The sequence below is a fragment of the Streptomyces bullii genome (genome assembly GCF_042657145.1).
In the GTDB taxonomy this organism is placed as follows: domain Bacteria; phylum Actinomycetota; class Actinomycetes; order Streptomycetales; family Streptomycetaceae; genus Streptomyces; species Streptomyces bullii.
In genome coordinates this window covers 12,678-35,816 of record NZ_JBHSNY010000012.1, presented here as the reverse complement: position 1 = coordinate 35,816, position 23,139 = coordinate 12,678, and the positions used below count along the sequence as shown (strand labels likewise).

The following is a 23,139-nucleotide window of genomic DNA, read 5'->3' as shown; positions in this document are numbered from 1 at the left end:
GCCTGGCCTAGGAGCGCGCGGAGCGCGAGGTGAGGCACGGCGTGAGTCGCGTCATCCCTTGACGCACACGACCTGCTTCAGCTTCGCCACGACCTCCACCAGGTCCCGCTGCTGGTCGATGACCTGCTCGATCGGCTTGTAGGCGCCCGGTATCTCGTCCACGACGCCGGAGTCCTTGCGGCACTCCACGCCCCGCGTCTGCTCCTCCAGGTCCTTCGTCGTGAACCGGCGCTTGGCCGCGTTGCGGCTCATGCGCCGGCCGGCGCCGTGCGACGCCGAGTTGAAGGACCTGGCGTTCCCGAGGCCCTTCACGATGTACGAACCCGTGCCCATGGAGCCGGGGATGATCCCGTACTCCCCGGAGCCGGCCCGGATCGCGCCCTTGCGGGTCACGAGCAGGTCCATGCCGTCGTAGCGCTCCTCCGCCACGTAGTTGTGGTGGCAGGAGATCTCCGGCTCGAAGGTCGGCTTGGCCTTCTTGAACTCCTTGCGGATCACGTCCTTCAGGAGCGCCATCATGATCGAGCGGTTGTACCTGGCGTACTCCTGCGCCCAGAAGAGATCGTTCCGGTAGGCCGCCATCTGCGGGGTGTCCGCGACGAAGACGGCGAGGTCGCGGTCGACCAGGCCCTGGTTGTGCGGCAGCTTCTGGGCGACGCCGATGTGGTGCTCGGCGAGCTCCTTGCCGATGTTCCGGGAACCGGAGTGAAGCATCAGCCAGACAGAACCGGTCGTATCCGTGCAGATCTCTACGAAGTGATTCCCGGACCCAAGGGTTCCCATCTGCTTTTCTGCCCGCTCGTGACGAAACTTGACCGCTTCGGCGACATCACCGAACCGCCCCCAGAAGTCGTCCCACCCCCCGGTCGCGAACCCGTGCAGCCGCCCCGGATCAACGGGTTCGTCATGCATCCCGCGCCCCACCGGAATCGCCTGCTCGACCTTCGACCTCAGCCGGGAGAGGTCCCCGGGCAGGTCGTTCGCCGTCAGGGACGTCCGCACCGCCGACATCCCGCAGCCGATGTCGACGCCGACCGCCGCCGGGCACACGGCCCCCCGCATGGCGATGACGGAACCGACCGTCGCGCCCTTGCCGTAGTGCACGTCCGGCATCACGGCCAGGCCCTTGATCCACGGCAGCGTGGCGACGTTCTGCAGCTGCTGCATCGCCCCACCCTCGACCGTCGCCGGGTCGGCCCACATACGGATGGGCACCTTCGCGCCCGGCACCTCGACATACGACATTTCGGCCTCAATCCCCCGGAAAACAAACAGAAGTAACGAATCGCAAAACCGGCGCCAAGGTCGACGAAAAGGGATGACGGACCGGCGTCCACGGCAGTGCGTGCGATACACATTGTCTCCAGGGGGCGCCCCCGTGCGGCAAGCGAATAACCAGCGGGGACACTGGAACACCCAGGGACGACACACCGTCGAGAGGAGCCTGACCGTGCAGCGGAAGGCGTACGTACCCGGCGTCGCGGCGCTCCTCGCGGCTGTGCTGGCGGGCTGCACCGGCGGCTCCGGCGACGGCGCCACCGCGGACGACTCCCACCCGGGCAACGCCGGTACGGCCACCCCGGCGGCCCAGCCGGGCAAGTACCGCACCTTGCCGGAACCCTGCGGCGCGGTCGACCGCGACACCCTCGACGAACTCCTGCCCGGCATCCGTCAGATCACCGACGAGGAGCGGCGCGAGAAGGCCTACGCGGGTCAGGCGACGGTCACCTTCGACACGGACCGCAAGGTCGGCTGCCAGTGGAAGGTGGAGTCGCCCGGCGCGACCGACCACCTGCTGATCGACTTCGAGCGGGTGGTGTCGTACGACGGCGCCGTCAGCGATGACGCCCAGGCCGAGCAGCTGTACGCGGCGAAGGAGGCCGACGCCCACCTGCCCGAACCGACGGTGACGGACTCCGCGACCGGCCCCGGCACCGCCGAGGGCGGCACGGACGCCGCCTCCTCGCCCGGCCCGGACGCCTCGCCGTCCACGTCCGCGTCCCCGTCGGGCTCGGCCTCGCCGTCCTCCTCCGCTCCGTCCTCCCCGTCGTCCTCGTCCCCTTCCACCACTCCGGCCGACCTCCAGCCCCGCGTCCTGGACGACCTCGGCGACGAGGCGTTCCTCGACGACGAGCTGAGCAACTCCGGCTCGACGGTCGAACAGCGCACGGTGACTGTGGCGTTCCGCACGTCGAACGTGATCGTGACGATCGAGTACGCGGAGCAGCCGACGACCGTCGGCGTCGTCCCGGACAGCAAGGAAATGCAGGACAGGGCCCGGAAACTGGCCTCACAGCTGGCGGATTCGCTGAGCGGCTGAGCGCCCTTCACGCACCCTTCACGCCCACGCGCCAAGCCGCCGAAGCAAGACCACACTTCTGCCGCACCGCGTACCGTGACCACTCGGACCCGTTCCGGACCGCAGGAACCACGAGTGTCATGAGTGAAGGAACCATGCAGCGACGAGACCAGCGTGATCAGCGTGATCAGCGAGCGAAGCGCCTAAACCGCGTCCTTGTCTGCGCGGCCGCCGTCCCCGTGATGCTGGTCGCCGCCGGCTGCTCTTCGGACTCCGGCTCCGGTGACGGCGGGGACAAGCCCGCGAAGGCCGCCGCGTCGGTGTCCGCGAGCCCGTCGCCGACGGTGCAGGCGGCGGCGTACGACAAGCTGCCGGAGCCCTGCGAGGTGCTGTCGAAGAAGACGCTGGGCGACCTCGTACCTAAGGGCAACAAGTCCGGCAAGGAGGGCACGTCGGACGATCTGTCGACGCGTGCCGGCTGTTCGTGGAGCAGCCTCGACAACAACGGGGTGAAGGGCTCGCAGTTCCGCTGGCTGAGCGTGTCCCTGCTGCGCTTCGAGTCGGACGTCACACGCGGTGCGGGCGACAAGCTCGCGCAGGAGTACTACGCCAAGCAGGTGCAGGACGTCCAGTCCGTGGAGGGCGCCAAGAACGCCAAGGCCGAGCCGGTGTCCGGCACGGGTGACGAGGCGACGGCGGTCCGCTACGACCTGAAGAAGAAGGAAGGCACCTTCAAGCAGCAGACGGTGGTGGCGCGCGTCGAGAACGTGGTCGTCACCCTCGACTACAACGGCGCGGGTCTGGCGGGCGACAAGACCCCGGACGCCGACGACCTGATGAAGGCGGCGAAGAAGGCGGCCAAGGAGGCGGTGGCCGCGGTGGCCTCCGCGAACGGCGAGGACGGCGGCAACGGCGGCGGTACGGCGAGCGGTTCGCCCTCCGCGTCGCCCTCGAAGTCGTCCTCCACGTCCTCGAAGTCGCCCTCGAAGGACGCCTCCGCGAGCGCCTCCGCCTCGCGGTCCGCGGCGAAGAAGAGCTGACCAACCGGAACCGGCCACCCGTCCTCCGCACACATGTGCCACCCTGTTGCGCGCAACAACACGCAACGGGAGGGGAGTACGGGTGGCCGCGCCACTGCAGCTGACACGGATGCACCGGGTTCTCATCGGCGTGGTCGTCACCGGTGCCGTCATCATCGCCGGGATCGGCTTCGCGGGATCGTACGCGGCCGTGCGGGAACTGGCCCTGAAGAAGGGCTTCGGAAACTTCTCCTACGTCTTCCCGATCGGCATCGACGCGGGCATCTGCGTGCTGCTCGCCCTGGACCTGCTCCTGACCTGGATCCGGATCCCCTTCCCGCTGCTGCGCCAGACGGCCTGGCTGCTGACGGCGGCGACGATCGCGTTCAACGGCGCGGCGGCCTGGCCGGATCCGCTCGGTGTCGGCATGCACGCGGTGATCCCGGTGCTGTTCGTGGTGGCGGTCGAGGCGGCCCGGCACGCGATCGGCCGGATCGCCGACATCACGGCGGACAAGCACATGGAGGGCGTCCGCCTGACCCGGTGGCTGCTGTCGCCGGTCCCGACGTTCCTGCTGTGGCGTCGTATGAAGCTGTGGGAGCTGCGCTCCTACGACCAGGTCATCAAGCTGGAGCAGGAACGTCTCGTCTACCAGGCGCGGCTGCGTTCCCGCTTCGGGCGCGCATGGCGCAGGAAGGCTCCGGTGGAGTCCCTCATGCCGCTGCGGCTGGCCCGGTACGGCGTGCCGCTGGCGGACACCGCTCCGGCGGGCCTCGCGGCGGCGGGGATAGAACCGGCGCTGATCCCGCCGGCACCGCAGCGGGAGGTGCCCCGGCAGCAGGTGGCGCCGACCGCCCGGCGGCGCCCGCAACTCGAGGGCCAGCCGTACGCCGAGCGGCGCGGGCCCGTTCCCGAGCCGGAGCCCGAGCCGGACCAGAGCCCCTGGTTCGCCCCGCGCGAGGTCGAGTACCAGGGCGGCTACGACCCCGACTACGACCCGGCCGAGCAGTACGCCCAGTGGTACGCGGAGCAGCGCGAGGCCGAGCAGTACCAGGACCAGTACCAGGAAGAACCCCCGGCGCAGGAGCCCTCGCCGGAGGACACCGGCAGCTTCCCCGTCCCGGCGGGCCCCGGCCGTACCCGGGAACTGGGCGAGGGCGGCGGCGTCCCGGAGCCGCCCGCTCCGGACGAGGACGCGTACTACCAGGTCTTCAAGCAGTCGATCAACGGCAGCTACCCGACCGCGAACCAGTTCCTCGACAACGTGGAGGCGGAGTTCGGCATCAACCTCGACGCCGCCGAGGCCAAGCGCATGGTCGAGCGCTTCAGCGGCCGCCACTACCAGGAGCTGGAAGAAGAGCACATCGCATGAGTGAGCGCCCGGTGCGCACGGCACCGGGCGCTCATGTCACCGCGTCACGCCCCGAGCAGCTTGCGCACCCGCTCCTGCCCCACGGCGAGCAGCAGCGTGGGCAGGCGCGGCCCGGTGTCGCGGCCGACGAGCAGGTGGTACAGCAGCGCGAAGAAGGACCGCTGGGCGGTCTTGATCTCCGGCGGCAGTTCCTTCGGGGTCGCGTCGGCGGAGAACCCGGCCTGGACCTTGGGGACGCCGTAGACGAGGTGGGTGAGCCCGTCCAGCGACCAGTGCTCGGCGAGCCCGTCCAGCAGCAGCCGGATGGATTCCCGGCCCTGGTCGTCGAGCGACTTCAGCAGCTCCGTGTCGGGCTCCTCGCGCACGATCGTCCGCTGGTCGGCGGGCACGTGCGCGTTGATCCACGCCTCGGCCCTGTCGTACCGCGGCCGTGCTTCGTCCAGGGAGGCCAGCGGCCTGGACGGGTCCAGCTCGCTGAGGATGCGCAGCGCCTGGTCCTCGTGGCCGGCGGTGATGTCGGCGACGGAGGCGAGGGTGCGGTACGGCAGCGGGCGGGGCGTCGTCGGCAGCTCACCGGCGGCCGTGCGCACCGCGCGGGAGTGCGCGGCCACGTCCGCCGGCAGGGCACTGCCGTCGGCGACCTTGGCCGCCAGCCGGTCCCACTCGTCGTACAGGCGCTGGATCTCCTGGTCGAAGGCGACCTTGAAGGACTGGTTGGGCTTGCGCCGGGCGTACAGCCACCGCAGGAGCTGCGGCTCCATGATCTTCAGGGCGTCGGCGGGGGTGGGGACGCCGCCGCGCGACGACGACATCTTGGCCATGCCGGAGATGCCGACGAAGGCGTACATGGGGCCGATCGGCTGCTCGCCGCCGAAGATGCCGACGATCTGGCCGCCGACCTGGAAGCTCGACCCGGGCGAGGAGTGGTCGACGCCGCTGGGCTCGAAGACCACGCCCTCGTACGCCCACCGCATGGGCCAGTCGACCTTCCAGACCAGCTTGCCGCGGTTGAACTCGTTGAGCCGGACCGTCTCGGAGAAGCCGCACGCGGTGCAGGCGTACGTCATCTCCGTCGAGTCGTCGTCGTAGGCGGTGACGGTGGTGAAGTCCTTCTCGCAGTTGCCGCAGTACGGCTTGTACGGGAAGTACCCGGCGGAGCCGGAGCCGTCGTCCTCGGCGGCGGCGCCGGAGCCCTCGGCGGCCTCCAGCTCGGCCTCGTCGATGGGCTTCTGCTTGGCCTGCTGCTTCTTCTGGTCGGCGGGCTTGGGCTTGGTCCGGTACTGGGCGAGGACGGCGTCGATGTCGCCGCGGTGCCTCATGGCGTGCAGGATCTGCTCGCGGTAGACGCCGGAGGTGTACTGCTCGGTCTGGCTGATGCCGTCGAACTCCACGCCCAGCTGACCGAGGGACTCGATCATCGCGGCCTTGAAGTGCTCCGCCCAGTTCGGGTACGGCGAGCCCTTCGGGGCCGGGACGGAGGTCAGCGGCTTGCCGATGTGCTCCTTCCAGGTGTCGTCGACCCCGGCGATGCCCTCGGGCACCTTGCGGTACCGGTCGTAGTCGTCCCAGGAGATCAGGTGGCGCACCTGGTACCCGCGACGCCGGATCTCGTCGGCGACGAGGTGCGGGGTCATGACCTCGCGCAGGTTCCCCAGGTGGATGGGGCCCGACGGCGACAGCCCGGACGCTACGACGACCGGTTTGCCCGGGGCCCGACGCTCCGACTCCTCGATGACCTCATCCGCGAAACGGGAGACCCAGTCGGTGGTCTCGGTGCTCTGAGCCACGATCGGCACGTCCTCTTGTTCTGAAGGTACTGACCGCCCCATTCTCCCAGACCACCACGCGCCCGGGAAAACGGCTTTACCCCCCGTGGGATACTGACCGTGTCTATCCATCCCCACGAGGAGAACGGCACCCATTCCTATGGCCTCGGTCACGTCCCTCACCGCTTCCGTCCACCAGCGCCTCGCGTCCGCCCTCTCGGCAGCCCTGCCGGAGGCCACCGGCGCGGACCCGCTGCTGCGACGAAGCGACCGGGCGGATTTCCAGGCCAACGGGATCCTGGCCCTGGCGAAGCAGGCGAAGGCGAACCCGCGGGAGCTGGCGACGCGGGTCGTCTCCCAGGTCGTCACCGGTGACGTGATCAAGGACGTCGAGGTCTCCGGCCCCGGCTTCCTCAACATCACGGTCACCGACCGGGCGATCACGGAGAACCTCGCCGCGCGGTACGCGGACGACACGGGCCGCCTGGGCGTGCCGTACGCGGAGAACCCGGGCACGACGGTCATCGACTACGCCCAGCCGAACGTGGCGAAGGAGATGCACGTCGGTCATCTGCGGTCCGCGGTGATCGGCGACGCCGTCGGGCAGCTGATGGAGTTCACCGGCGAGAGGGTGATCCGCCGGCACCACATCGGCGACTGGGGCACCCAGTTCGGCATGCTCATCCAGTACCTGGACGAGCACCCGCACGAGCTGGACCACAAGGCCGGCGAGGTCACCGGCGAGGAGGCGATGTCGAACCTCGACCGCCTCTACAAGGCCGCCCGCAAGCTGTTCGACTCCGACGAGGAGTTCAAGACGCGGGCCCGCCGCCGGGTGGTCGACCTCCAGGCCGGGGACCCGCGCACCCTCGCCATGTGGCAGAAGTTCGTGGACGAGTCGAAGATCTACTTCTTCTCCGTCTTCGAGAAACTGGACATGGAGATCCAGGACGCGGACATCGTCGGCGAGTCCGGCTACAACGACATGCTCGACGAGACCTGCCGTCTGCTGGAGGAGTCGGGCGTCGCGGTCCGCTCCGAGGGCGCGCTGTGCGTGTTCTTCGACGACGTCAAGGGCCCGGACGGCAAGCCGGTCCCGCTGATCGTGAAGAAGTCGGACGGCGGCTACGGCTACGCGGCGACCGACCTGTCGGCGATCAGGGACCGCGTGTTCAACCTGAAGGCGGACACGCTGCTGTACGTCGTCGACGCGCGCCAGTCGCTGCACTTCCGGATGGTCTTCGAGACGGCCCGCCGGGCCGGCTGGCTCAACGACGAGGTGCACGCGGTGCAGCTCGCCTTCGGCACGGTCCTCGGCAAGGACGGCAAGCCGTTCAAGACCCGTGAGGGCGAGACGGTGCGGCTGGTCGACCTGCTGGACGAGGCGATCGAGCGCGCCTCGGCCGTGGTCCGCGAGAAGGCGCAGGACCTGTCGGAGGAGGAGATCGCCGAGCGGGGCGCCCAGGTGGGCGTCGGCGCGGTGAAGTACGCGGACCTGTCGACGTCGGCGAACCGGGACTACAAGTTCGACCTGGACCAGATGGTCTCGCTGAACGGCGACACGAGCGTGTACCTCCAGTACGCGTACGCCCGGATCCGGTCGATCCTGCGCAAGGCCGGCGAGGTACGCCCGTCCGCGCACTCCGAGCTGGAGCTGCACGACGCGGAGCGCGCGCTGGGCCTGCACGTGGACGCGTTCGCGGAGACGGTGGCGGAGGCGGCCGCCGAGTACGCGCCGCACAAGCTGGCCGCGTACCTGTACCAGCTGGCGTCGCTGTACACGTCGTTCTACGACAAGTGCCCGGTGCTGAAGGCGGACACGCCGCAGCAGGTGGAGAACCGCCTGTTCCTGTGCGACATCACGGCCGGCACGCTGCACCGGGGCATGGCTCTGCTGGGCATCCGCACGCCCGAGCGGCTCTGACCCGACGAGGCCGCGGCCCGTCCTCTCCCCCGTGGGAGGACGGGCCGCGGTCGTTCGCCACGGCCCCGTTCCTGCTCCCTCACCAGGACGGCGAACCGCGCACCTCCCCGCCCCCGTCCCCCACCGCGACGGGACCACGCTGACGCGGAGCGGCCCGCGAGGGCAGGGACCCGAGGCACATGAAGTGCGGAACCGGCCCGAAGACCCTCGCCACGCACCGCCACCCGAGCCGAGCTGGAACCGCGCTGCAGCCCGGCCTGCCGCAGCGGTCAGCGCAGCAGCGTCATCCCCTGCGGCGCCACGATCCCGAACTGCTCCTCCAGTACGCGCCGTACCTCCGCCTCCTCCGTCACCTCCCGCTTGGTGACGGCGCCGTCGGTACGGGTCTCGGTGAAGAGGCGTTCCGTGAGGGACAGATGGGCGTCGGGCGTGACGCGCTGCACGTGCAGGCGCTGGGTGAAGGGGGAGCGCGGGTTCGTGCCGACGTGCCAGTTGACGACCTCGAAGTCGGGCTTCTCGAAGGGCTCGACGGTGAAAGCGTACTGCGCCTGCCAGGCGTCCTGGTCGTACGCCTCCAGCACCCACAGCTCCAGCGGACCGGCGTGCGGCGCGTGCACCAGCCGGTGCCGGCGGCCGGCGTCGTGGAACTCCACACCGGCGGTCAGCGGCACCGGCTCCAGCAGCGCGCCGACGGCGCCGAAGCCGACGTCGGCCAGGTACGGCCGCGGATCGCCCGGCACCGCGACCAGCAGCGCCATGTGGGTGCGCGGGCGGCTCTCGAAGCGGTCGGCGCCCACGACGACGCGCGCGGCGAGCCGGGTCACCCCGAAGCCCAACACCTCCAGCGCGCCCGCGAACAGGGTGTTGTGCTCGTAGCAGTAGCCGCCGCGCCGGCTGTGCACCAGCTTGGCCGTCAGGTCACCGGGATCGAGGGAGGGGGCCGTACGGCGCAGCGCGTCGAGGTTCTCGAACGGGATGGCCCGCGCGTGGGCCAGGTGGACGTCGCGCAGCGTCGCCGTGTCGGCCCGCCGCTCCCCCTCCCATCCGATCCGCCGGAAGTACGCGTCGAGGTCGGACTGCGTGAACTGTCGTGACTCGGACATGACCGCACCGTAACCAGACCCGCCCTTCCCCGTCGGCGGCCCGCGGCCGGAGCCGCCGTCCTTCCTTGGTCCTAGTCCCTCAGCCCCCGGCCGAGCCTGCGCAGTCCCTCCCCGATCTCCCGCGGTGTCTGCGTCACGAAGCACAGCCGCAGCGTCGCGCGGTCGGGCTCGCCGGCGTGGAAGGGGGCGCCGGGGACGTACGCCACGTCCTGCCGTACGACCCGCGGGAGCAGGGCGGTGGTGTCGTACGGGTCGGGCAGGCGGGCCCACAGGAACATGCCGCCCTCGGGCCGGTTCCACGTCGAGCCCTCGGGCAGCGCGCCGGGCAGTCCGGCGAGCATGGCGTCCCGGCGCTCCCGGTAGACGTCCGCGACCCGCCGGACGTGCGCGTCCAGGTCGTGGTCGGCCAGATAGCGGGCCGCGGCGAGCTGGTTGACCGTCGGGGTGTGCAGGTCGGCGGCCTGCTTGGCGACGGCACAGGCGCGGCGCAGCCGTTCGGGTGCGCGCAGCCAGCCCAGCCGCATTCCGGGCGCCATGACCTTGGAGAGGCTGCCGAGCAGCACCGTGCGGTCCTCGGCCCCCGGCTGGGCGGCGATCCACGGCACCCGCTCCCCCTCGTACCGGAGCTCCCCGTACGGGTCGTCCTCGACGATCCACAGTCCGCGCCGGGCGGCGACCGCGGCCACGGCGGCACGGCGTTCGGCGGGCAGGGTGCGACCGGTCGGGTTCTGGAAGGTGGGCACGGTGTAGAGCAGCTTGGGGCGTTCGCGGGCGACGAGTTCCTCCAGCGCCTGCGGGTCGAGCCCGTCCGCGTCCCCGGGCACGGGCACGATCCGCGCCCCCGCGAGACCGAAGGCCTGAAGTACCGCCAGATAGCAGGGGTCTTCGACGAGGACGGTGTCACCGGGTTCGAGCAGCGCGGTGGCGAGGAGGGACAGGGCCTGCTGGGAGCCGGTGGTCACGAGCAGGTCGTCGGCTCCGGTCGCCAGGCCCCGGGCGGTCGTGCGGTCGGCGAGCACGGCCCGGAGCGCGGGCTCGCCCTCGGTCGTGGAGTACTGCAGGGCCTGCGCGGGCGTCTCGGCGAGCACCGCCCGGTACGCGGCGGCGATGCCGTCCGCGTCGAACAGTTCCGGAGCGGGCAGCCCGCCCGCGAAGTTGATCACCTCGGGGCGGGCGGTGACGGCCAGGATGTCCCGGACGGGCGAGCCGCCCACGGACCGGGTGCGCGCGGCGAGCTGCGGCACGGGGGCGGACGACGGGCCGGTGAGAGGAGCGGCCGCGGGGGCGGTGAGGGAGTCGGACGCGGGATCAGTGAGGGGAGCGGACGCGGGAACGGCGAGAGGGTCGGACGCCGGATCGGCGAGGGTCAAGGCACGGCTCCTTCGGCTGCGGTGACGGCTCGTGCCCGCAGCCTAGGAAACTACATGCCGCGTACAAGCAGGTTTCCGGGATCCGGACGCCCCGCCCCGGTTCAGGCCTTGCCGCCGAGCGCCGCGTACACGTTGATGTCCGCGTCCGTGACGTCGCCGATGTCGTGGTAGCGGACCTTGTCGATGGCGTCGAGGGTCGCCAGGTAGGCGGCCTCCGGCCGCTCGGGCCGGGGAGCGTCGTGGTCGGGGCGCCACCGGTGCGCCGGTACGACACCCGGGTCCGCGAGCGCGAGCCGGTTCTCGGTGAAGAACCGCTCGACGTCCGCCCGGGACCTGAGCACGAACGTGAACCCCCGCTCGGTGTAGGTGCGCTTAACCGCGCGGATGTTCTCCGGGTTGAGGTCCTCGGTGAGGTGGCTGAGGACCAGGCGGCTGCCGGCGGGCAGCGCGTCGACGAGCCCGCGCACGAGCGGGTACGCCTCCTCGTCCGCCACGAAGTGCAGGATCGCGACCAGGCACAGCGCGACCGGCTGGTCGAAGTCCAGGGTCTTGGCGGCCTGTTCGAGGATCCGCGCGGGCTCCCGCAGGTCGGCGTCGACGTAGTCCGTACGTCCCTCGGGGCCGCTGGTGAGCAGGGCACGCGCGTGCGCCAGCACCACGGGGTCGTTGTCGACGTACACGACCCGCGACTCGGGCGCGACGCGCTGCGCGATCTGGTGGACGTTGGCCGCGGTGGGCAGTCCGGTGCCGATGTCGAGGAACTGTCGGATGCCGTCCTCCCGCACCAGCGTGGTCACCGCGCGGCGCAGGAAGTCGCGGTTGTGCCGGACGTCGAGGTAGCCGCGCGGGTTGGCGGCGAGCGCGGCGGCCGCCGCCTCCCGGTCCACCGGGTAGTGGTCCTTGCCGCCGAGGAAGACGTCGTAGACCCGGGCCGGGTGCGCCTTGGTGCTGTCGATCCTCCTTTTCAGCTCGGCGGGATCCTGGCTGAGGGCGTCACCGGACACGGGCGTCTCCCCTGGAGAGTCGGCGCGAGGCGGCGCTTCGGCGAGCAACCGCTTCCATGGTCAACCAGCTAACGCTCCAGGGGACTCGAGGGTGCCTGACGCCACGGTTCGCTAGGGGGCGCCGAAGGCTGGGGCCGGGTCCCACTTCTGGCCGCCGACGGGGAACTCGTAGGCCGGACGCCCCTGGTTGCCGCTCGTGCGGAACGGGCGGCCGGCGTCGTTCAGCTCGACCGTGCCGTGCCGGCCGCCACTGGACCATTTCAGCTCCAGGTACCAGCTCACGTCGTAGGCGGACGCCTTCGCCTTGACGTGGTAGACCTCCGGGTCGGACTCGCTCACCTTGGCCGGGAAGCCGTCCTGGCCCGCCTTGGGCACGAGGTCGGGCCGGGGGGCGTCGAGGTCGACGGTGAACGCCCGGGTGCGCACGTCGCCGCCGCAGCCGACGCCCATGGCGTAGTCGTTCCAGGGCAGCGGTGCGCGTTTTCCGACCGTACGGACCTTCAGGTCCTCGATCAGCACCGTCTCTTCCCCGGTCCCCTGCACGGTGATCTCCAGGAACTGCTCCCCGGACGAGACGGCCCGGGTCACCGCCACCCACGCGGGCGCGTCCTGCTCCAGGGGCGGCGGGCCCACCTCGGTCGGCGGCCGGTTGATCAGGTAGTGCTGGGTGCAGGAGCCCTCCCAGACGTACGGGGAGGTGCGGACGGTCAGCGGAGCGGACTTGGCGTGGCTGTCGACCCCCGCGTTCCCGCCCCTGCCTCCGCCGGAGGGGCTCGCGCTCACGGCGGCGGACGGCCCGGCCTTCCCGGCCCGGTCGCCCTGCTGCTTCCCGGTCGGCTCCCCGGACTCCGTCCCGGCCTCCTGCCCGGGCTTCTTCCCGGCGCCCTGCCGGGACGGGGACGGCGGGGCCGGGACGACATCGCCGGTCCCGCCGTCGGGGGACCCGGCGGCCTCGGCGGACCCCCGGCGGCCGTCATGGTCCGCCCCGCGCGAGGGGAGGCTCACGGCGAGCGTGACGGCGCTGACGACGGCCACGGCGAGCCCGGCGACGACAGCGGTACGACGACGGGTACGGCCCGACCGACGCGGCTCCTCGGCGCCGGACGCCACCCATGAGGGCACCGCCCCCGCAGCCTCCGCTTCGGGGAGCGGCGCGACCGGCTCCGCCACCGGCGTTCCCGTCGCGCCGGGCGGTACGACGCCCCCCGCCGGACCGTCCGCTCCCGCGGGCTGCGGCTCCGCCGGTCCCGAGGCCGCGGGCTCCGCCGCCGCTCTGGCGGCCCCCGCCCCCTTCCGCCTGCGCACCGCGTCCGCCAGCACCCACCGCCGGTGCAACTCGACGAGCTCGTCCGGCGACGCCTTGCACAACCGCGCCAGCCGCTCCACGGGCGCGTACTCCGTGGGCACCGCGTCCCCGTTGCAGTACCGGTGCAGCGTCGACGTACTCAGGTGCAGCCGCCGCGCGAGCACCCCGTAGCTCAGCCCGGAACGTTCCTTCAATTCCCCCAACAGCGCGGCGAATTCCGCCGCGGCAGTGCCCTCCGACACTGTTCCTCCACTCCCCCGTGTCCCACTCCCCGTTCCAGGGAATGGCCTTTCCCCCTGGTCGAAGCCGGTGCGGGCGTTCCAGCGTCCCCGATGGTCGATCGGGTGTGGCAGCCGGGACGGTTCACCGCTCAAGCTCTGCTCATCCAAGCACGCCGCTCCCGGCGCCCCGGTCGAGCGGCACGCCTTCGGCTCTCTTCCCCATGGTCTTTGTCCGAAAGGAACACCGTCATGAGCACGTACCGCTCCGCCCGCACCGCCCGCTCCCGTACGGGTCTGCTCGCCGCCACCGGCATCACCCTCGCCACGCTCGCCCTGACGGCCTGCCAGGACGGCACCGGCACGAAGGACGAGGGAGCGTCACAGCCCGCCACCGCTTCGGCCGCCGCCGAGGACAGTGATACGCACGCCGATCCCGGCAAGGCCCCGAAGACGACGGCGACCGGGACGGGAACGGGGACCGGAAGCGGCACGGGGACCGGCGGTGGAACGGGGACCGGGACGGAAACGGGAACCGGGAAGGGGACCGGAACCGGAACCGGCGAGAAGACCAGGCCCACCGACCCGCACGCCCCCGAGAACCGCGTCATCTGCAACGGCTCCAACACCACCGTCACGGCCCAGCCGGTGCCCCGCCCCCTCAACCACCTGCTGCTCACCGTGAAGAACACCGGCTCGAAGACCTGCGACCTGACGTACTACCCGGTCCTGCGGTTCGGCGAGATGCAGTGGGTGCCGCAGCCCTTCGAGGAGTCCAAGCCGCAGGCGGTGACCACCCTCGCGCCCGGCGAGTCCGGCTACGCCGGCGTGCTGCTCGCGTCCGCCGACGGCAGCGGCGACGGCGGCACCACCGGCCGCAAGCTGACGGTCGGTTTCCACGGCCGTACGCCCGGCAGCGGGGGAGGCCCCGCCGCGACCCCGTCCCTGCCGGCCAGGGGCGTGTACTACGACAGCTCGCTGTCGGTGACGTACTGGCTGTCGAGCGCGGCGGAGGCCCTGCGGTTCTGACGTTCAGCCCAGCTTCTGGGCCACCTCGGTGGCCCAGTAGGTGAGGATGTTGCGTGCCCCGGCCCGCTTGATGCCGGTCAGCGTCTCCAGGATCGCCCGGTCCCGGTCGATCCAGCCCTTCTCGGCGGCGGCCTCGATCATCGAGTACTCGCCGGAGATCTGGTAGGCGGCGACGGGCACGTCCACCGCGTCCGCCACCCGGGCGAGGATGTCCAGGTACGGCCCGGCCGGCTTGACCATCACCATGTCGGCCCCCTCCTCCAGGTCGAGGGCCAGCTCCCGCATCGACTCGCGCACGTTGGCCGGGTCCTGCTGGTAGGTCTTCCGGTCGCCCTTCAGCGACGAGGCGACGGCCTCCCGGAACGGCCCGTAGAAGGCGGAGGCGTACTTGGCGGTGTAGGCCAGGATGGCGACGTCCTCCCGCCCGATCTGGTCGAGGGCGTCGCGGACGACCCCGATCTGCCCGTCCATCATCCCGCTGGGACCCACCACATGGGCCCCGGCATCGGCCTGCACCTGGGCCATCTCGGCGTACCGCTCCAGGGTGGCGTCGTTGTCGACCCGCCCCTGCTCGTCCAGTACGCCGCAGTGCCCGTGGTCCGTCGTCTCGTCGAGACACAGATCGGACATGACGAGCAGGTCGTCCCCGACCTCGGCCCGCACGTCCCGGATCGCGACCTGGAGAATCCCGTCCGGATCGGTGCCCGGCGTCCCGAGGGCGTCCTTCTTCTCCTCCTCCGGCACGCCGAACAGCATGATCCCGGAGACCCCGGCCGCCACCGCCTCCGCGGCCGCCTTCTTCAGGCTGTCCCGCGTGTGCTGCACGACACCCGGCATCGCCGCGATCGGCACCGGTTCACTGACCCCCTCGCGCACGAAGGCCGGAAGGATGAGGTCGGCGGGATGCAGCCTGGTCTCGGCGACCATCCGACGCATGGCGGGGGTGGTCCGCAGACGCCGCGGCCGCGTGCCGGGAAAGGATCCGTACGTCGTCATGCCACCTACGCTACGCCCGCCCCGGAACCCCCGATGCCGACGCGATGTCGGCGCACCGCTCACCCACCGAGCGGCGGCTCTCGTGCCGCCGGGGCGGCACGGGCGGGCACAGCGGCACCCCGCCGGGCCGGGCTGCGCACCGCCCCCGCCCCGTACCGACAGCCCGCGCCTCGCGCCCCGAGCCGCCGTCCCGCCCCCATCAGCCCTACCCCCACACACCCCGCACCGACCGGCATGCGTCCCCCCACCCCCCAGGTCCATCCTGGACATACGAACAAGGACCCCGACGGCCTCGCCCCTCACCCGCGCCGCCGCAGTCCCTCCGTACCCGCCCCGCGGAGGACGCGATGCCCGCCACCCACCACACCCCCGACCTCTTCGCCCTGTCGGAGATCCGCGGCCCGGTCCTGCGCCCCGGCGACGACGGCTACGCCGAGGAGGTCACCGGCTACAACCTGGCCGCCCTGCACACCCCGGACGTGGTGGTCGTGGCGACCGGCGCCGACGACATCGTGACCGCGCTGCGGTGGGCGTCGGCCACCGGCACCCCGGTCGCCGTACAGGCCACCGGCCACGGCGCGAACTTCCCCATCGACCACGGCCTGCTGATCAGCACCTCCCGCATGACCGACGTCCGCGTCGACCCGGCCGAGCGCACCGCGACCATCGCCGCGGGCGCCAAGTGGCGGCACGTCCTGGACGCCGCCGCCCCGCACGGCCTCGCCGCGCTCTGCGGCACGTCCACCGACGCCGGCGTCATCGGCTACACGCTCGGCGGCGGCCTGCCGGTCCTGGGCCGGACCTACGGCTACGCGACCGACCTCGTCCGCTCCTGCCAGGTCGCCACCCCCGACGGCACCCTGCACGACACGGACGACCGGCACGAGCCCGAACTGTTCTGGGCCCTGCGCGGCGGCAAGGGCAACGTGGGCATCGTGACCTCGATGGTCTGCGAACTGCTGCCCCTGCCCACCCTGCTCGGCGGCGGCGTCTACTGCCCCGGTGAGTACGCCGAGGCGCTGCTGAAGGTTTGGGTCGAGTGGACGCGGCGCGTCCCGGAGGAGATGTGCAGCGCCTACACCCTGCTCCGCCTGCCACCGATCCCCCAGATCCCCGAGCCGCTGCGGGGCGGCTTCTGGGCCCGTGTCGCCATCGCCTACACCGCCGACCCCACGGAGGGCGAAAGCCTCCTCGCCCCCATCCGCGCGGCCGCTCCGGTGGCCGTCGACACGGTGGAGGAGATGCCGTACACGGCCCTGGACCGCATCCACATGGAGCCGCAGGACCCGCTGCCCGTCCGCGAGTCGTGCACCCTGCTGCGCGACCTGCCCCCCGACGCCGTCCGGGCGTTCCTCGACCAGGTCGGCCCCGCGGTGACCGACTGCCCCCTGCTCATGGTGGAACTCCGTCACATGGGCGGCGCCCTGTCCCGCCCCGCGCGCGTGGCGGACGCGATCTGCGGCCGGGACGCGAACTACCTCCTGGAAGCGGTCGGCGTCCTCGCCGCCCCACCGGCCGCCGAGGCCGTCGAACAGGCCACGAGGGCCCTGTACACCGCGATGGCCCCGTACGGCACGGGCCGCACGATGGTCAACGTCCACGGCACGCCGGGCGACGAGCACGACCGCGCCCGCGCCTGGACCCCGGAGACCTACGACCGCCTGCGCCGCGACAAGTCCCGGTACGACCCGGACAACCTGCTCCGCTTCGGCCACGCGGTCACCCCGGCGTAAGGCCTGTCCTCCCGCCACGGCCCGGCCCCCGACCGCGGGCCACCGACACCGGAGGGCACGGCCCCTCAGCCCCGGCACAGCCGATCACCGTGGCATCGCGCAGGGCGCCCCGCAGCGGCACCCCGGGGCGCCCTGGGGCACCGGCCCGCGCACCCGCCCGCACCAACCTGAGCGGACAGCCGCCCCGCTACGTCGTCGTACGCCGCCGCCGGCCCCCCGGCCGCCGCTCGCTCGGGCGGGTCACCGGATCCCCGGCCTCCAGCGCCGCCAGTCTGCGCTTCATCCCGAAGTCGGCCAGCGCCTCGGCCAGCTTGTGCACGGACGGCTCGGGCGCCATCACGTCCACCCGCAGCCCGTGCTCCTCGGCGGTCTTGGCCGTGGCGGGACCGATACAGGCGATCACCGTCACGTTGTGCGGCTTGCCCGCGATGCCCACGAGGTTGCGTACCGTCGAGGACGACGTGAACAGCACGGCGTCGAACCCGCCGCCCTTGATCGCCTCCCGCGTCTCCGCCGGCGGCGGCGAGGCCCGTACGGTCCGGTAGGCCGTGACGTCGTCGACCTCCCAGCCCAGCTCGATCAGGCCCGCCACCAGCGTCTCGGTGGCGATGTCCGCACGTGGCAGGAACACCCGGTCGATGGGGTCGAAGACCGGGTCGTACGGAGGCCAGTCCTCCAGCAGCCCCGCCGCGCTCTGCTCCCCGCTCGGCACCAGATCCGGCTTCACACCGAAGGCGACCAGCGCCTTGGCGGTCTGTTCCCCCACGGCCGCGACCTTGATGCCCGCGAAGGCACGCGCGTCGAGCCCGTACTCCTCGAACTTCTCCCGCACGGCCCTGACCGCGTTCACCGAGGTGAAGGCGATCCACTCGTACCGCCCGGTCACGAGCCCCTTCACGGCCCGCTCCATCTGCTGGGGCGTCCGCGGCGGCTCGACGGCGATGGTCGGCACCTCGTGCGGGACTGCCCCGTAGGACCGCAGCTGGTCGGAGAGCGACGCCGCCTGCTCCTTGGTCCGCGGCACGAGCACCTTCCAGCCGAACAGCGGCTTGGACTCGAACCACGACAACCGGTCGCGCTGGGCGGCGGCGCTGCGCTCACCGACCACGGCTATCACCGGCCGGCCGCCGTCCGGCGACGGCAGCACCTTGGCCTGCTTCAGCGTCTGCGCGATGGTGCCGAGGGTGGCGGTCCAGGTGCGCTGCCGGGTGGTCGTACCGGCGATCGTCACCGTCATCGGCGTATCGGGCTTGCGGCCCGCGGACACCAGTTCACCGGCCGCCGCCGCCACGGAGTCCAGGGTCGTCGACACGACCACCGTCCCGTCCGACGCTCCCACCTCCGTCCAGCACCGGTCCGACGCGGTGCGCGCGTCCACGAACCGCACGTCCGCGCCCTGCGCGTCACGCAGGGGCACACCGGCGTACGCGGGCACGCCGACGGCGGTCGCGATACCGGGGACGACCTCGAAGGGCACCCCGGCCGCGGCGCACGCCAGCATCTCCTCGGCGGCGTACGCGTCGAGCCCGGGGTCCCCGGACACCGCGCGCACGACCCGCCTGCCGCCCCGCGCGGCCTCCATGACAAGATGTGCGGCATCCCGCACAGCGGGGACGGCAGCGGGTGTTGACGTGCCGTCAACGACCGTGAGCTGGGGCGTGCCTGTGCCCGGCGCCGGATCCGACGGGTCCGCGTCCGTGTGCACCTCGGCGACGCCTTGCCTGGCGTGCTGTCGGACGACGTCGAGCACCTCGTGCTCGGCGACGAGGACGTCCGCGTTCGCCAGCGCCTCTACGGCGCGCAGTGTCAGCAGTCCCGGATCTCCGGGTCCGGCACCCAGGAAGGTGACGTGCCCGTGTTCCGGACCGGCGGGAAGGGTGGTGGGGCTCAATGTGCTCGCTCCCCCATCAGACCGGCCGCGCCCGCGGCGAGCATCTCGGTGGCGAGTTCGCGACCGAGCGCCAGCGCCTGGTCGTGCGTCTCGGGCACGGGACCGGTGGTGGACATCTGCACCAGCGCGGTGCCGTCGGTCGTGCCGACGACGCCCCGCAGGCGCATTTCCTTGACAATCTGCCGGTCGGCCTGGGTGTCCCCCCGCTCGAGCGGAGCCGGGGGAAGGTCGGCCAGCGCGCCCACAGGGGCGCTGCAACCGGCCTCCAGGGCGGCGAGCAGTGACCGCTCGGCCGTCACGGCGGCCCGCGTGAACGGGTCGTCGAGCTCGGCGAGCGCGGCGATCAGGTCCGCGTTACCCGCGGCACACTCGATCGCCAGGGCCCCCTGGCCGGGGGCGGGCAAAACCGTGTCGACCGACAGGAAGTCGGTCACCTCGTCGCTCCGGCCGATGCGGTTCAGTCCGGCCGCGGCCAGCACGACCGCGTCGAGCTCGCCCTTGCGCACGTATCCGATCCGGGTGTCGACGTTCCCGCGGATCGGCACTGTCTCGATGTCCAGGCCGTGGCCGCGCGCGTACGCGTTGAGCTGGGCCATGCGGCGCGGCGAACCCGTGCCGATGCGGGCCCCGCGCGGCAGGTCGGCGAACTTCAGCGCGTCCCGGGCGACGATCACGTCGCGCGGGTCCTCGCGCTCCGGCACGGCGGCCAGCACCAGGTCCTCGGGCTGCGTGGTCGGCAGGTCCTTCAGCGAGTGCACCGCGAAGTCGACCTCGCCCCTGAGGAGCGCGTCCCGCAGCGCGGTCACGAAGACGCCCGTGCCGCCGATCTGCGCGAGCGCCTCGCGGGAGACGTCGCCGTACGTGGTGATCTCGACGAGTTCGACGGGCCGTCCGGTCACCCGGCGCACGGCCTCGGCCACCTGCCCGGACTGGGCCATGGCGAGCTTGCTGCGCCGGGTACCGAGCCGTAGTGCCTTGTCGTTCATGCCGGCCCTCGGTTCTTCTCGGTGCTGTCCTCGGCCCGGGAGACGGCGGCCACCGTCTCGGGGTCGAGGTCGAACAGGGTCCGCAGCGCGTCCGCGTACCCGGCGCCGCCGGGCTCGGCCGCGAGCTGCTTGACCCGTACGGTCGGCGCGTGCAGCAGCTTGTCGACCACGCGCCGCACGGTCTGGGTGATCTCCGCGCGATGCTTGTCGTCGAGGCCGGGCAGGCGGCCCTCCAGGCGAGCGATCTCGCTGGCGACCACGTCCGCGGCCATCGTGCGCAGCGCGACCACGGTGGGCGTGATGTGCGCGGCCCGCTGCGCCGCCCCGAAGGCCGCGACCTCGTCGGAGACGATACGCCTGACCTGGTCCACATCGGCAGCCATCGGAGCGTCCGCGGAGGCCTCGGCGAGCGATTCGATGTCGACCAGCCGCACCCCGGACAGCCGGTGCGCGGCCGCGTCGATGTCGCGCGGCATCGCGAGGTCGAGCAGGAAGAGCACGGGCGCCGGACGCGGCGGCTCCTCGACCGGCTCGGGCCGGCGCCGCTCGGGGATCCGGCCGGCGCTGGCCGCGGTCGCGGCGAGCGCCCCGATCAGTTCCGCGTCCGCCTCGGGCGTACGGCGGGCCGCCTCGCGGCGGTCCACGGTGGCGCCCGCGACCCACGCGGCGTGCTGCTCCAGGGTGGCCGCGTCCATTCCGGCCACGGCCGCCTCACCCGCCACGGAGAAGCCGGGCCGCACGGCGGACAGGTCGAGCGGGCAGCCGTCGTCGGTGCCGACGGAGGTGGGCGGCAGCGGCGCCGTACGGCGGTCGTCGTCGATCTCCGCGACCGGCTGCCCGGTGCGGCCCTCGACGGCGGCGGCGATCGCGTCGGCGCCCAGCACGAGCCCGGTGGCGCCGGTGCAGGAGACGACGACGTCGGCACGTGTCAGCTCGACCGGCACCGCCTCCATCGGTACCGCGCGGGCCGGCACGTCCGGGTCGTCGCCCTCCGCGAGGATCTCCGCGAGGCGCTCCGCACGGTCGAAGGTGCGGTTGGCGATGACGACCTCGGCAACACCGGAGCGCGCGAGCGTCGCGGCGGCCAGCGAGGACATCGAACCGGCACCGATGACCAGGGCCCTCTTGCCCCGGGCCCAGCGTTCGACCGCCGTGCCCAGGGCCAGCTGCTCCAGGCCGAAGGTGACCAGCGACTGCCCGGCCCGGTCGATGCCGGTCTCGGAGTGGGCCCGCTTGCCGACCCTGAGCGCCTGCTGGAACAGGTCGTTCAGCAGCCGGCCGGCGGTGTGCAGCTCCTGGGCGCGCGCGAGCGAGTCCTTGATCTGGCCGAGGATCTGCCCCTCGCCCACGACCATCGAGTCCAGCCCGCAGGCCACCGAGAACAGGTGGTGGACGGCCCGGTCCTCGTAGTGCACGTACAGATAAGGAGTGAGCTCCTCCAGGCCGACCCCGCTGTGCTGGGCGAGCAGCGTGGACAGCTCGGCGACACCGGCGTGGAACTTGTCCACGTCCGCGTAGAGCTCGATGCGGTTGCAGGTGGCCAGCACGGCGGCCTCGGCGGCCGGTTCGGCGGCGACCGTGTCCTGCAGGAGCTTGTGCTGCGCGTCCGCGCTCAGCGAGGCCCGCTCCAGCACGCTGACCGGAGCGCTGCGGTGGCTCAGACCGACGACGAGGAGACTCATGCCGGCATCACGGCGGGTACGTCCCCGTCGGGCCCCTGGTCGGCGGCGGGCTGCTTGCGGGCGGCGGCCGGCACGGCCGCCTCGCCGGCGGCCTCCTCGCCGGCCTTGCGCTGCTCGTGGAAGGCGAGGATCTGCAGCTCGATGGAGAGATCGACCTTGCGTACGTCGACGCCGTCCGGGACGGACAGCACGGTCGGCGCGAAGTTCAGGATGGAGGTGACACCCGCGGCCACGAGCCGGTCGCAGACCTGCTGGGCGGCACCGGCCGGGGTGGCGATGACGCCGATGGACACGCCGTTGTCCTGGATGATCTTCTCCAGGTCGTCGGTGTGCTGCACGGGGATCCCGGCGACCGGCTTGCCGGTCAGCGCGTGGTCGGCGTCGATGAGCGCGGCCACCCGGAACCCGCGGGAGGCGAAGCCGCCGTAGTTGGCGAGCGCGGCGCCGAGGTTACCGATACCGACGATCACAACCGGCCAGTCCTGGGTCAGCCCCAGTTCGCGGGAGATCTGGTAGACGAGATACTCGACGTCGTATCCCACACCCCGCGTCCCGTAGGAGCCGAGGTACGAGAAGTCCTTGCGCAGCTTCGCGGAGTTGACCCCGGCGGCCGCCGCCAGCTCCTCGGACGAGACCGTGGGCACCGAGCGCTCCGAGAGCGCGGTGAGGGCTCGGAGGTACAGCGGAAGCCGGGCGACGGTGGCCTCGGGAATCCCTCGGCTACGGGTCGCCGGTCGGTGAGTTCGGCCAGTTGCCACGGTGCTCCTGCGGGTAGAGCGGGGCTGTAGGCGGTCATACGTCCCTACATGACCGCCCCGTCGAATGCAGGCTATGTCTTTGTGAACGCGTGCACAAAGATGGTGTCCGATTTGCCCGGCCAAAGTGACCGGGGTCACGCGCCCCCGGCGCATTCGCAGGGAACCGGCGCACGAGCGCCACCGTTCCTTCTCTTCTGGGGGCAAAACCGCACACTCTCCTTACGCATCCCGCCCCCGAGACCAAGCCGCCGTCGATCCTAAGCGACGTTCGGGCCCCTTTGGACTGATCAGTCAGTCAGGGCCCTGCGCAGGCGCTCCTCGTTCACGCGCCAGAACGTGTGCTGCTCACCGTCGACGAGGACGACGGGGATCTGCTCCCAGTACCGGTCGTGCAGCTCCCGGTCCTGGGTGATGTCCTTCTGCTCCCAGGGGACGCCGAGGTCACCGCACACCTTCTCGATCACGACCTGCGCGTCGTCGCACAGGTGGCAGCCGGGCTTGCGGATGAGGGTGACGAGCCGGTCCTGGGGAGGCCTACGACGGAAGAGGGGACTCATGTCCGCCATTCTCGCGCGCCTGCGGCGAAGCGGAACCCCGTGGAGCCGCCAGGCAACACGCCGCCCGCGGGGCTCCCTTTAACGACACGGTCGCGGAGAGTTCACAGCCTCCGAACCTCTCGGCTC

Annotated in this window: 18 protein-coding genes; 6 read left to right on the top strand and 12 right to left on the bottom strand. The window is 72.0% G+C overall.

What is annotated here, in order from left to right:
• Nucleotides 1–51 precede the first annotated feature (51 nt).
• Nucleotides 52–1,245 (bottom strand): RtcB family protein, encoded by a 1,194-nt coding sequence (locus ACFPZJ_RS30805; RefSeq protein ID WP_381028447.1) that lies wholly within the window; start codon nucleotides 1,243–1,245, stop codon nucleotides 52–54.
• A gap of 205 nt (nucleotides 1,246–1,450) precedes the next feature.
• Here ACFPZJ_RS30805 and ACFPZJ_RS30800 point away from each other — a divergent pair, with 205 nt between their 5' ends.
• The 3 genes from ACFPZJ_RS30800 (at nucleotide 1,451) to ACFPZJ_RS30790 (ending at nucleotide 4,690) form a co-directional block, all read left to right on the top strand.
• On the top strand, nucleotides 1,451–2,320 hold the full coding sequence (locus ACFPZJ_RS30800) for a DUF3558 domain-containing protein (protein WP_381028444.1): 870 nt from the start codon (nucleotides 1,451–1,453) through the stop codon (nucleotides 2,318–2,320).
• 119 nt (nucleotides 2,321–2,439) lie between these two features.
• A complete protein-coding gene (locus ACFPZJ_RS30795) occupies nucleotides 2,440–3,339 on the top strand; it encodes a DUF3558 family protein (RefSeq protein ID WP_381028441.1) in 900 nt (299 codons plus the stop codon).
• 82 nt (nucleotides 3,340–3,421) lie between these two features.
• Complete coding sequence (locus ACFPZJ_RS30790) at nucleotides 3,422–4,690, top strand: DUF2637 domain-containing protein (protein ID WP_381028438.1); 1,269 nt, start codon at nucleotides 3,422–3,424, stop codon at nucleotides 4,688–4,690.
• A 44-nt stretch (nucleotides 4,691–4,734) separates the two neighbouring features.
• On the opposite strand, the gene lysS is transcribed toward ACFPZJ_RS30790, so the two are convergent.
• Nucleotides 4,735–6,486 (bottom strand): lysine--tRNA ligase, encoded by a 1,752-nt coding sequence (gene lysS, locus ACFPZJ_RS30785; RefSeq protein WP_381028435.1) that lies wholly within the window; start codon nucleotides 6,484–6,486, stop codon nucleotides 4,735–4,737.
• A 130-nt stretch (nucleotides 6,487–6,616) separates the two neighbouring features.
• On the opposite strand from lysS, the gene argS reads away from it, so the two are divergent.
• Nucleotides 6,617–8,380, top strand: a complete 1,764-nt coding sequence (gene argS / locus ACFPZJ_RS30780; protein ID WP_381028432.1) for an arginine--tRNA ligase — start codon at nucleotides 6,617–6,619, stop codon at nucleotides 8,378–8,380.
• A 269-nt stretch (nucleotides 8,381–8,649) separates the two neighbouring features.
• Here argS and ACFPZJ_RS30775 read toward each other — a convergent pair whose 3' ends face one another.
• The 4 genes from ACFPZJ_RS30775 to ACFPZJ_RS30760 all read right to left on the bottom strand — a co-directional run bounded on the left by ACFPZJ_RS30775 (nucleotide 8,650) and on the right by ACFPZJ_RS30760 (nucleotide 13,405).
• A complete protein-coding gene (locus ACFPZJ_RS30775) occupies nucleotides 8,650–9,483 on the bottom strand; it encodes an arylamine N-acetyltransferase family protein (protein ID WP_381028429.1) in 834 nt (277 codons plus the stop codon).
• Nucleotides 9,484–9,554: 71 nt separating this feature from the next.
• Complete coding sequence (locus tag ACFPZJ_RS30770; protein WP_381028978.1) at nucleotides 9,555–10,727, bottom strand: aminotransferase-like domain-containing protein; 1,173 nt, start codon at nucleotides 10,725–10,727, stop codon at nucleotides 9,555–9,557.
• A 227-nt stretch (nucleotides 10,728–10,954) separates the two neighbouring features.
• Entirely contained in the window at nucleotides 10,955–11,857 is a 903-nt protein-coding gene (locus ACFPZJ_RS30765) for an SAM-dependent methyltransferase (protein WP_381028426.1), read from the bottom strand.
• Between the two features lie 111 nt (nucleotides 11,858–11,968).
• Nucleotides 11,969–13,405, bottom strand: coding sequence for a helix-turn-helix domain-containing protein (locus ACFPZJ_RS30760; protein ID WP_381028423.1), 1,437 nt, complete (start codon nucleotides 13,403–13,405; stop codon nucleotides 11,969–11,971).
• Between the two features lie 228 nt (nucleotides 13,406–13,633).
• On the opposite strand from ACFPZJ_RS30760, the gene ACFPZJ_RS30755 reads away from it, so the two are divergent.
• Entirely contained in the window at nucleotides 13,634–14,410 is a 777-nt protein-coding gene (locus ACFPZJ_RS30755; RefSeq protein ID WP_381028421.1) for a DUF4232 domain-containing protein, read from the top strand.
• 3 nt (nucleotides 14,411–14,413) lie between these two features.
• Here ACFPZJ_RS30755 and hemB read toward each other — a convergent pair whose 3' ends face one another.
• On the bottom strand, nucleotides 14,414–15,406 hold the full coding sequence (gene hemB, locus ACFPZJ_RS30750) for a porphobilinogen synthase (RefSeq protein ID WP_381028418.1): 993 nt from the start codon (nucleotides 15,404–15,406) through the stop codon (nucleotides 14,414–14,416).
• Nucleotides 15,407–15,753: 347 nt separating this feature from the next.
• Here hemB and ACFPZJ_RS30745 point away from each other — a divergent pair, with 347 nt between their 5' ends.
• The gene (locus ACFPZJ_RS30745; RefSeq protein ID WP_381028415.1) at nucleotides 15,754–17,139 is read left to right on the top strand and encodes an FAD-binding oxidoreductase; all 1,386 of its coding nucleotides are present in this window, start codon (nucleotides 15,754–15,756) and stop codon (nucleotides 17,137–17,139) included.
• A 187-nt stretch (nucleotides 17,140–17,326) separates the two neighbouring features.
• Here ACFPZJ_RS30745 and ACFPZJ_RS30740 read toward each other — a convergent pair whose 3' ends face one another.
• The 5 genes from ACFPZJ_RS30740 to ACFPZJ_RS30720 form a co-directional block, all read right to left on the bottom strand.
• A complete protein-coding gene (locus ACFPZJ_RS30740; RefSeq protein WP_381028412.1) occupies nucleotides 17,327–19,030 on the bottom strand; it encodes a bifunctional uroporphyrinogen-III C-methyltransferase/uroporphyrinogen-III synthase in 1,704 nt (567 codons plus the stop codon).
• Nucleotides 19,027–20,016: a hydroxymethylbilane synthase gene (hemC, locus tag ACFPZJ_RS30735; RefSeq protein WP_381028409.1), complete on the bottom strand. Its 990-nt coding sequence runs from the start codon at nucleotides 20,014–20,016 to the stop codon at nucleotides 19,027–19,029. Before hemC ends, ACFPZJ_RS30740 begins: the two co-directional genes overlap by 4 nt.
• Nucleotides 20,013–21,698: a glutamyl-tRNA reductase gene (locus ACFPZJ_RS30730; RefSeq protein WP_381028406.1), complete on the bottom strand. Its 1,686-nt coding sequence runs from the start codon at nucleotides 21,696–21,698 to the stop codon at nucleotides 20,013–20,015. The genes hemC and ACFPZJ_RS30730 overlap by 4 nt, the downstream gene beginning before the upstream one ends.
• Entirely contained in the window at nucleotides 21,695–22,456 is a 762-nt protein-coding gene (locus ACFPZJ_RS30725) for a redox-sensing transcriptional repressor Rex (protein WP_381028403.1), read from the bottom strand. The genes ACFPZJ_RS30730 and ACFPZJ_RS30725 overlap by 4 nt, the downstream gene beginning before the upstream one ends.
• Nucleotides 22,457–22,743: 287 nt before the next feature.
• A complete protein-coding gene (locus tag ACFPZJ_RS30720) occupies nucleotides 22,744–23,022 on the bottom strand; it encodes a glutaredoxin family protein (RefSeq protein ID WP_381028400.1) in 279 nt (92 codons plus the stop codon).
• Between the last annotated feature and the right edge of the window lie 117 nt (nucleotides 23,023–23,139).

Bases quoted from the DNA above. Each gene is read 5' to 3' on its own strand.
- ACFPZJ_RS30775 (WP_381028429.1), bottom strand. From the start codon at position 9,483: ATGTCCGAGTCACGACAGTTCACGCAGTCCGACCTCGACGCGTACTTC.
- ACFPZJ_RS30755 (WP_381028421.1), top strand. From the start codon at position 13,634: ATGAGCACGTACCGCTCCGCCCGCACCGCCCGCTCCCGTACGGGTCTG.
- ACFPZJ_RS30720 (WP_381028400.1), bottom strand. From the start codon at position 23,022: ATGGCGGACATGAGTCCCCTCTTCCGTCGTAGGCCTCCCCAGGACCGG.
- ACFPZJ_RS30730 (WP_381028406.1), bottom strand. From the start codon at position 21,698: ATGAGTCTCCTCGTCGTCGGTCTGAGCCACCGCAGCGCTCCGGTCAGC.
- hemB (WP_381028418.1), bottom strand. From the start codon at position 15,406: ATGACGACGTACGGATCCTTTCCCGGCACGCGGCCGCGGCGTCTGCGG.
- hemC (WP_381028409.1), bottom strand. From the start codon at position 20,016: ATGAACGACAAGGCACTACGGCTCGGTACCCGGCGCAGCAAGCTCGCC.
- argS (WP_381028432.1), top strand. From the start codon at position 6,617: ATGGCCTCGGTCACGTCCCTCACCGCTTCCGTCCACCAGCGCCTCGCG.
- ACFPZJ_RS30795 (WP_381028441.1), top strand. From the start codon at position 2,440: ATGAGTGAAGGAACCATGCAGCGACGAGACCAGCGTGATCAGCGTGAT.
- ACFPZJ_RS30745 (WP_381028415.1), top strand. From the start codon at position 15,754: ATGCCCGCCACCCACCACACCCCCGACCTCTTCGCCCTGTCGGAGATC.
- ACFPZJ_RS30805 (WP_381028447.1), bottom strand. From the start codon at position 1,245: ATGTCGTATGTCGAGGTGCCGGGCGCGAAGGTGCCCATCCGTATGTGG.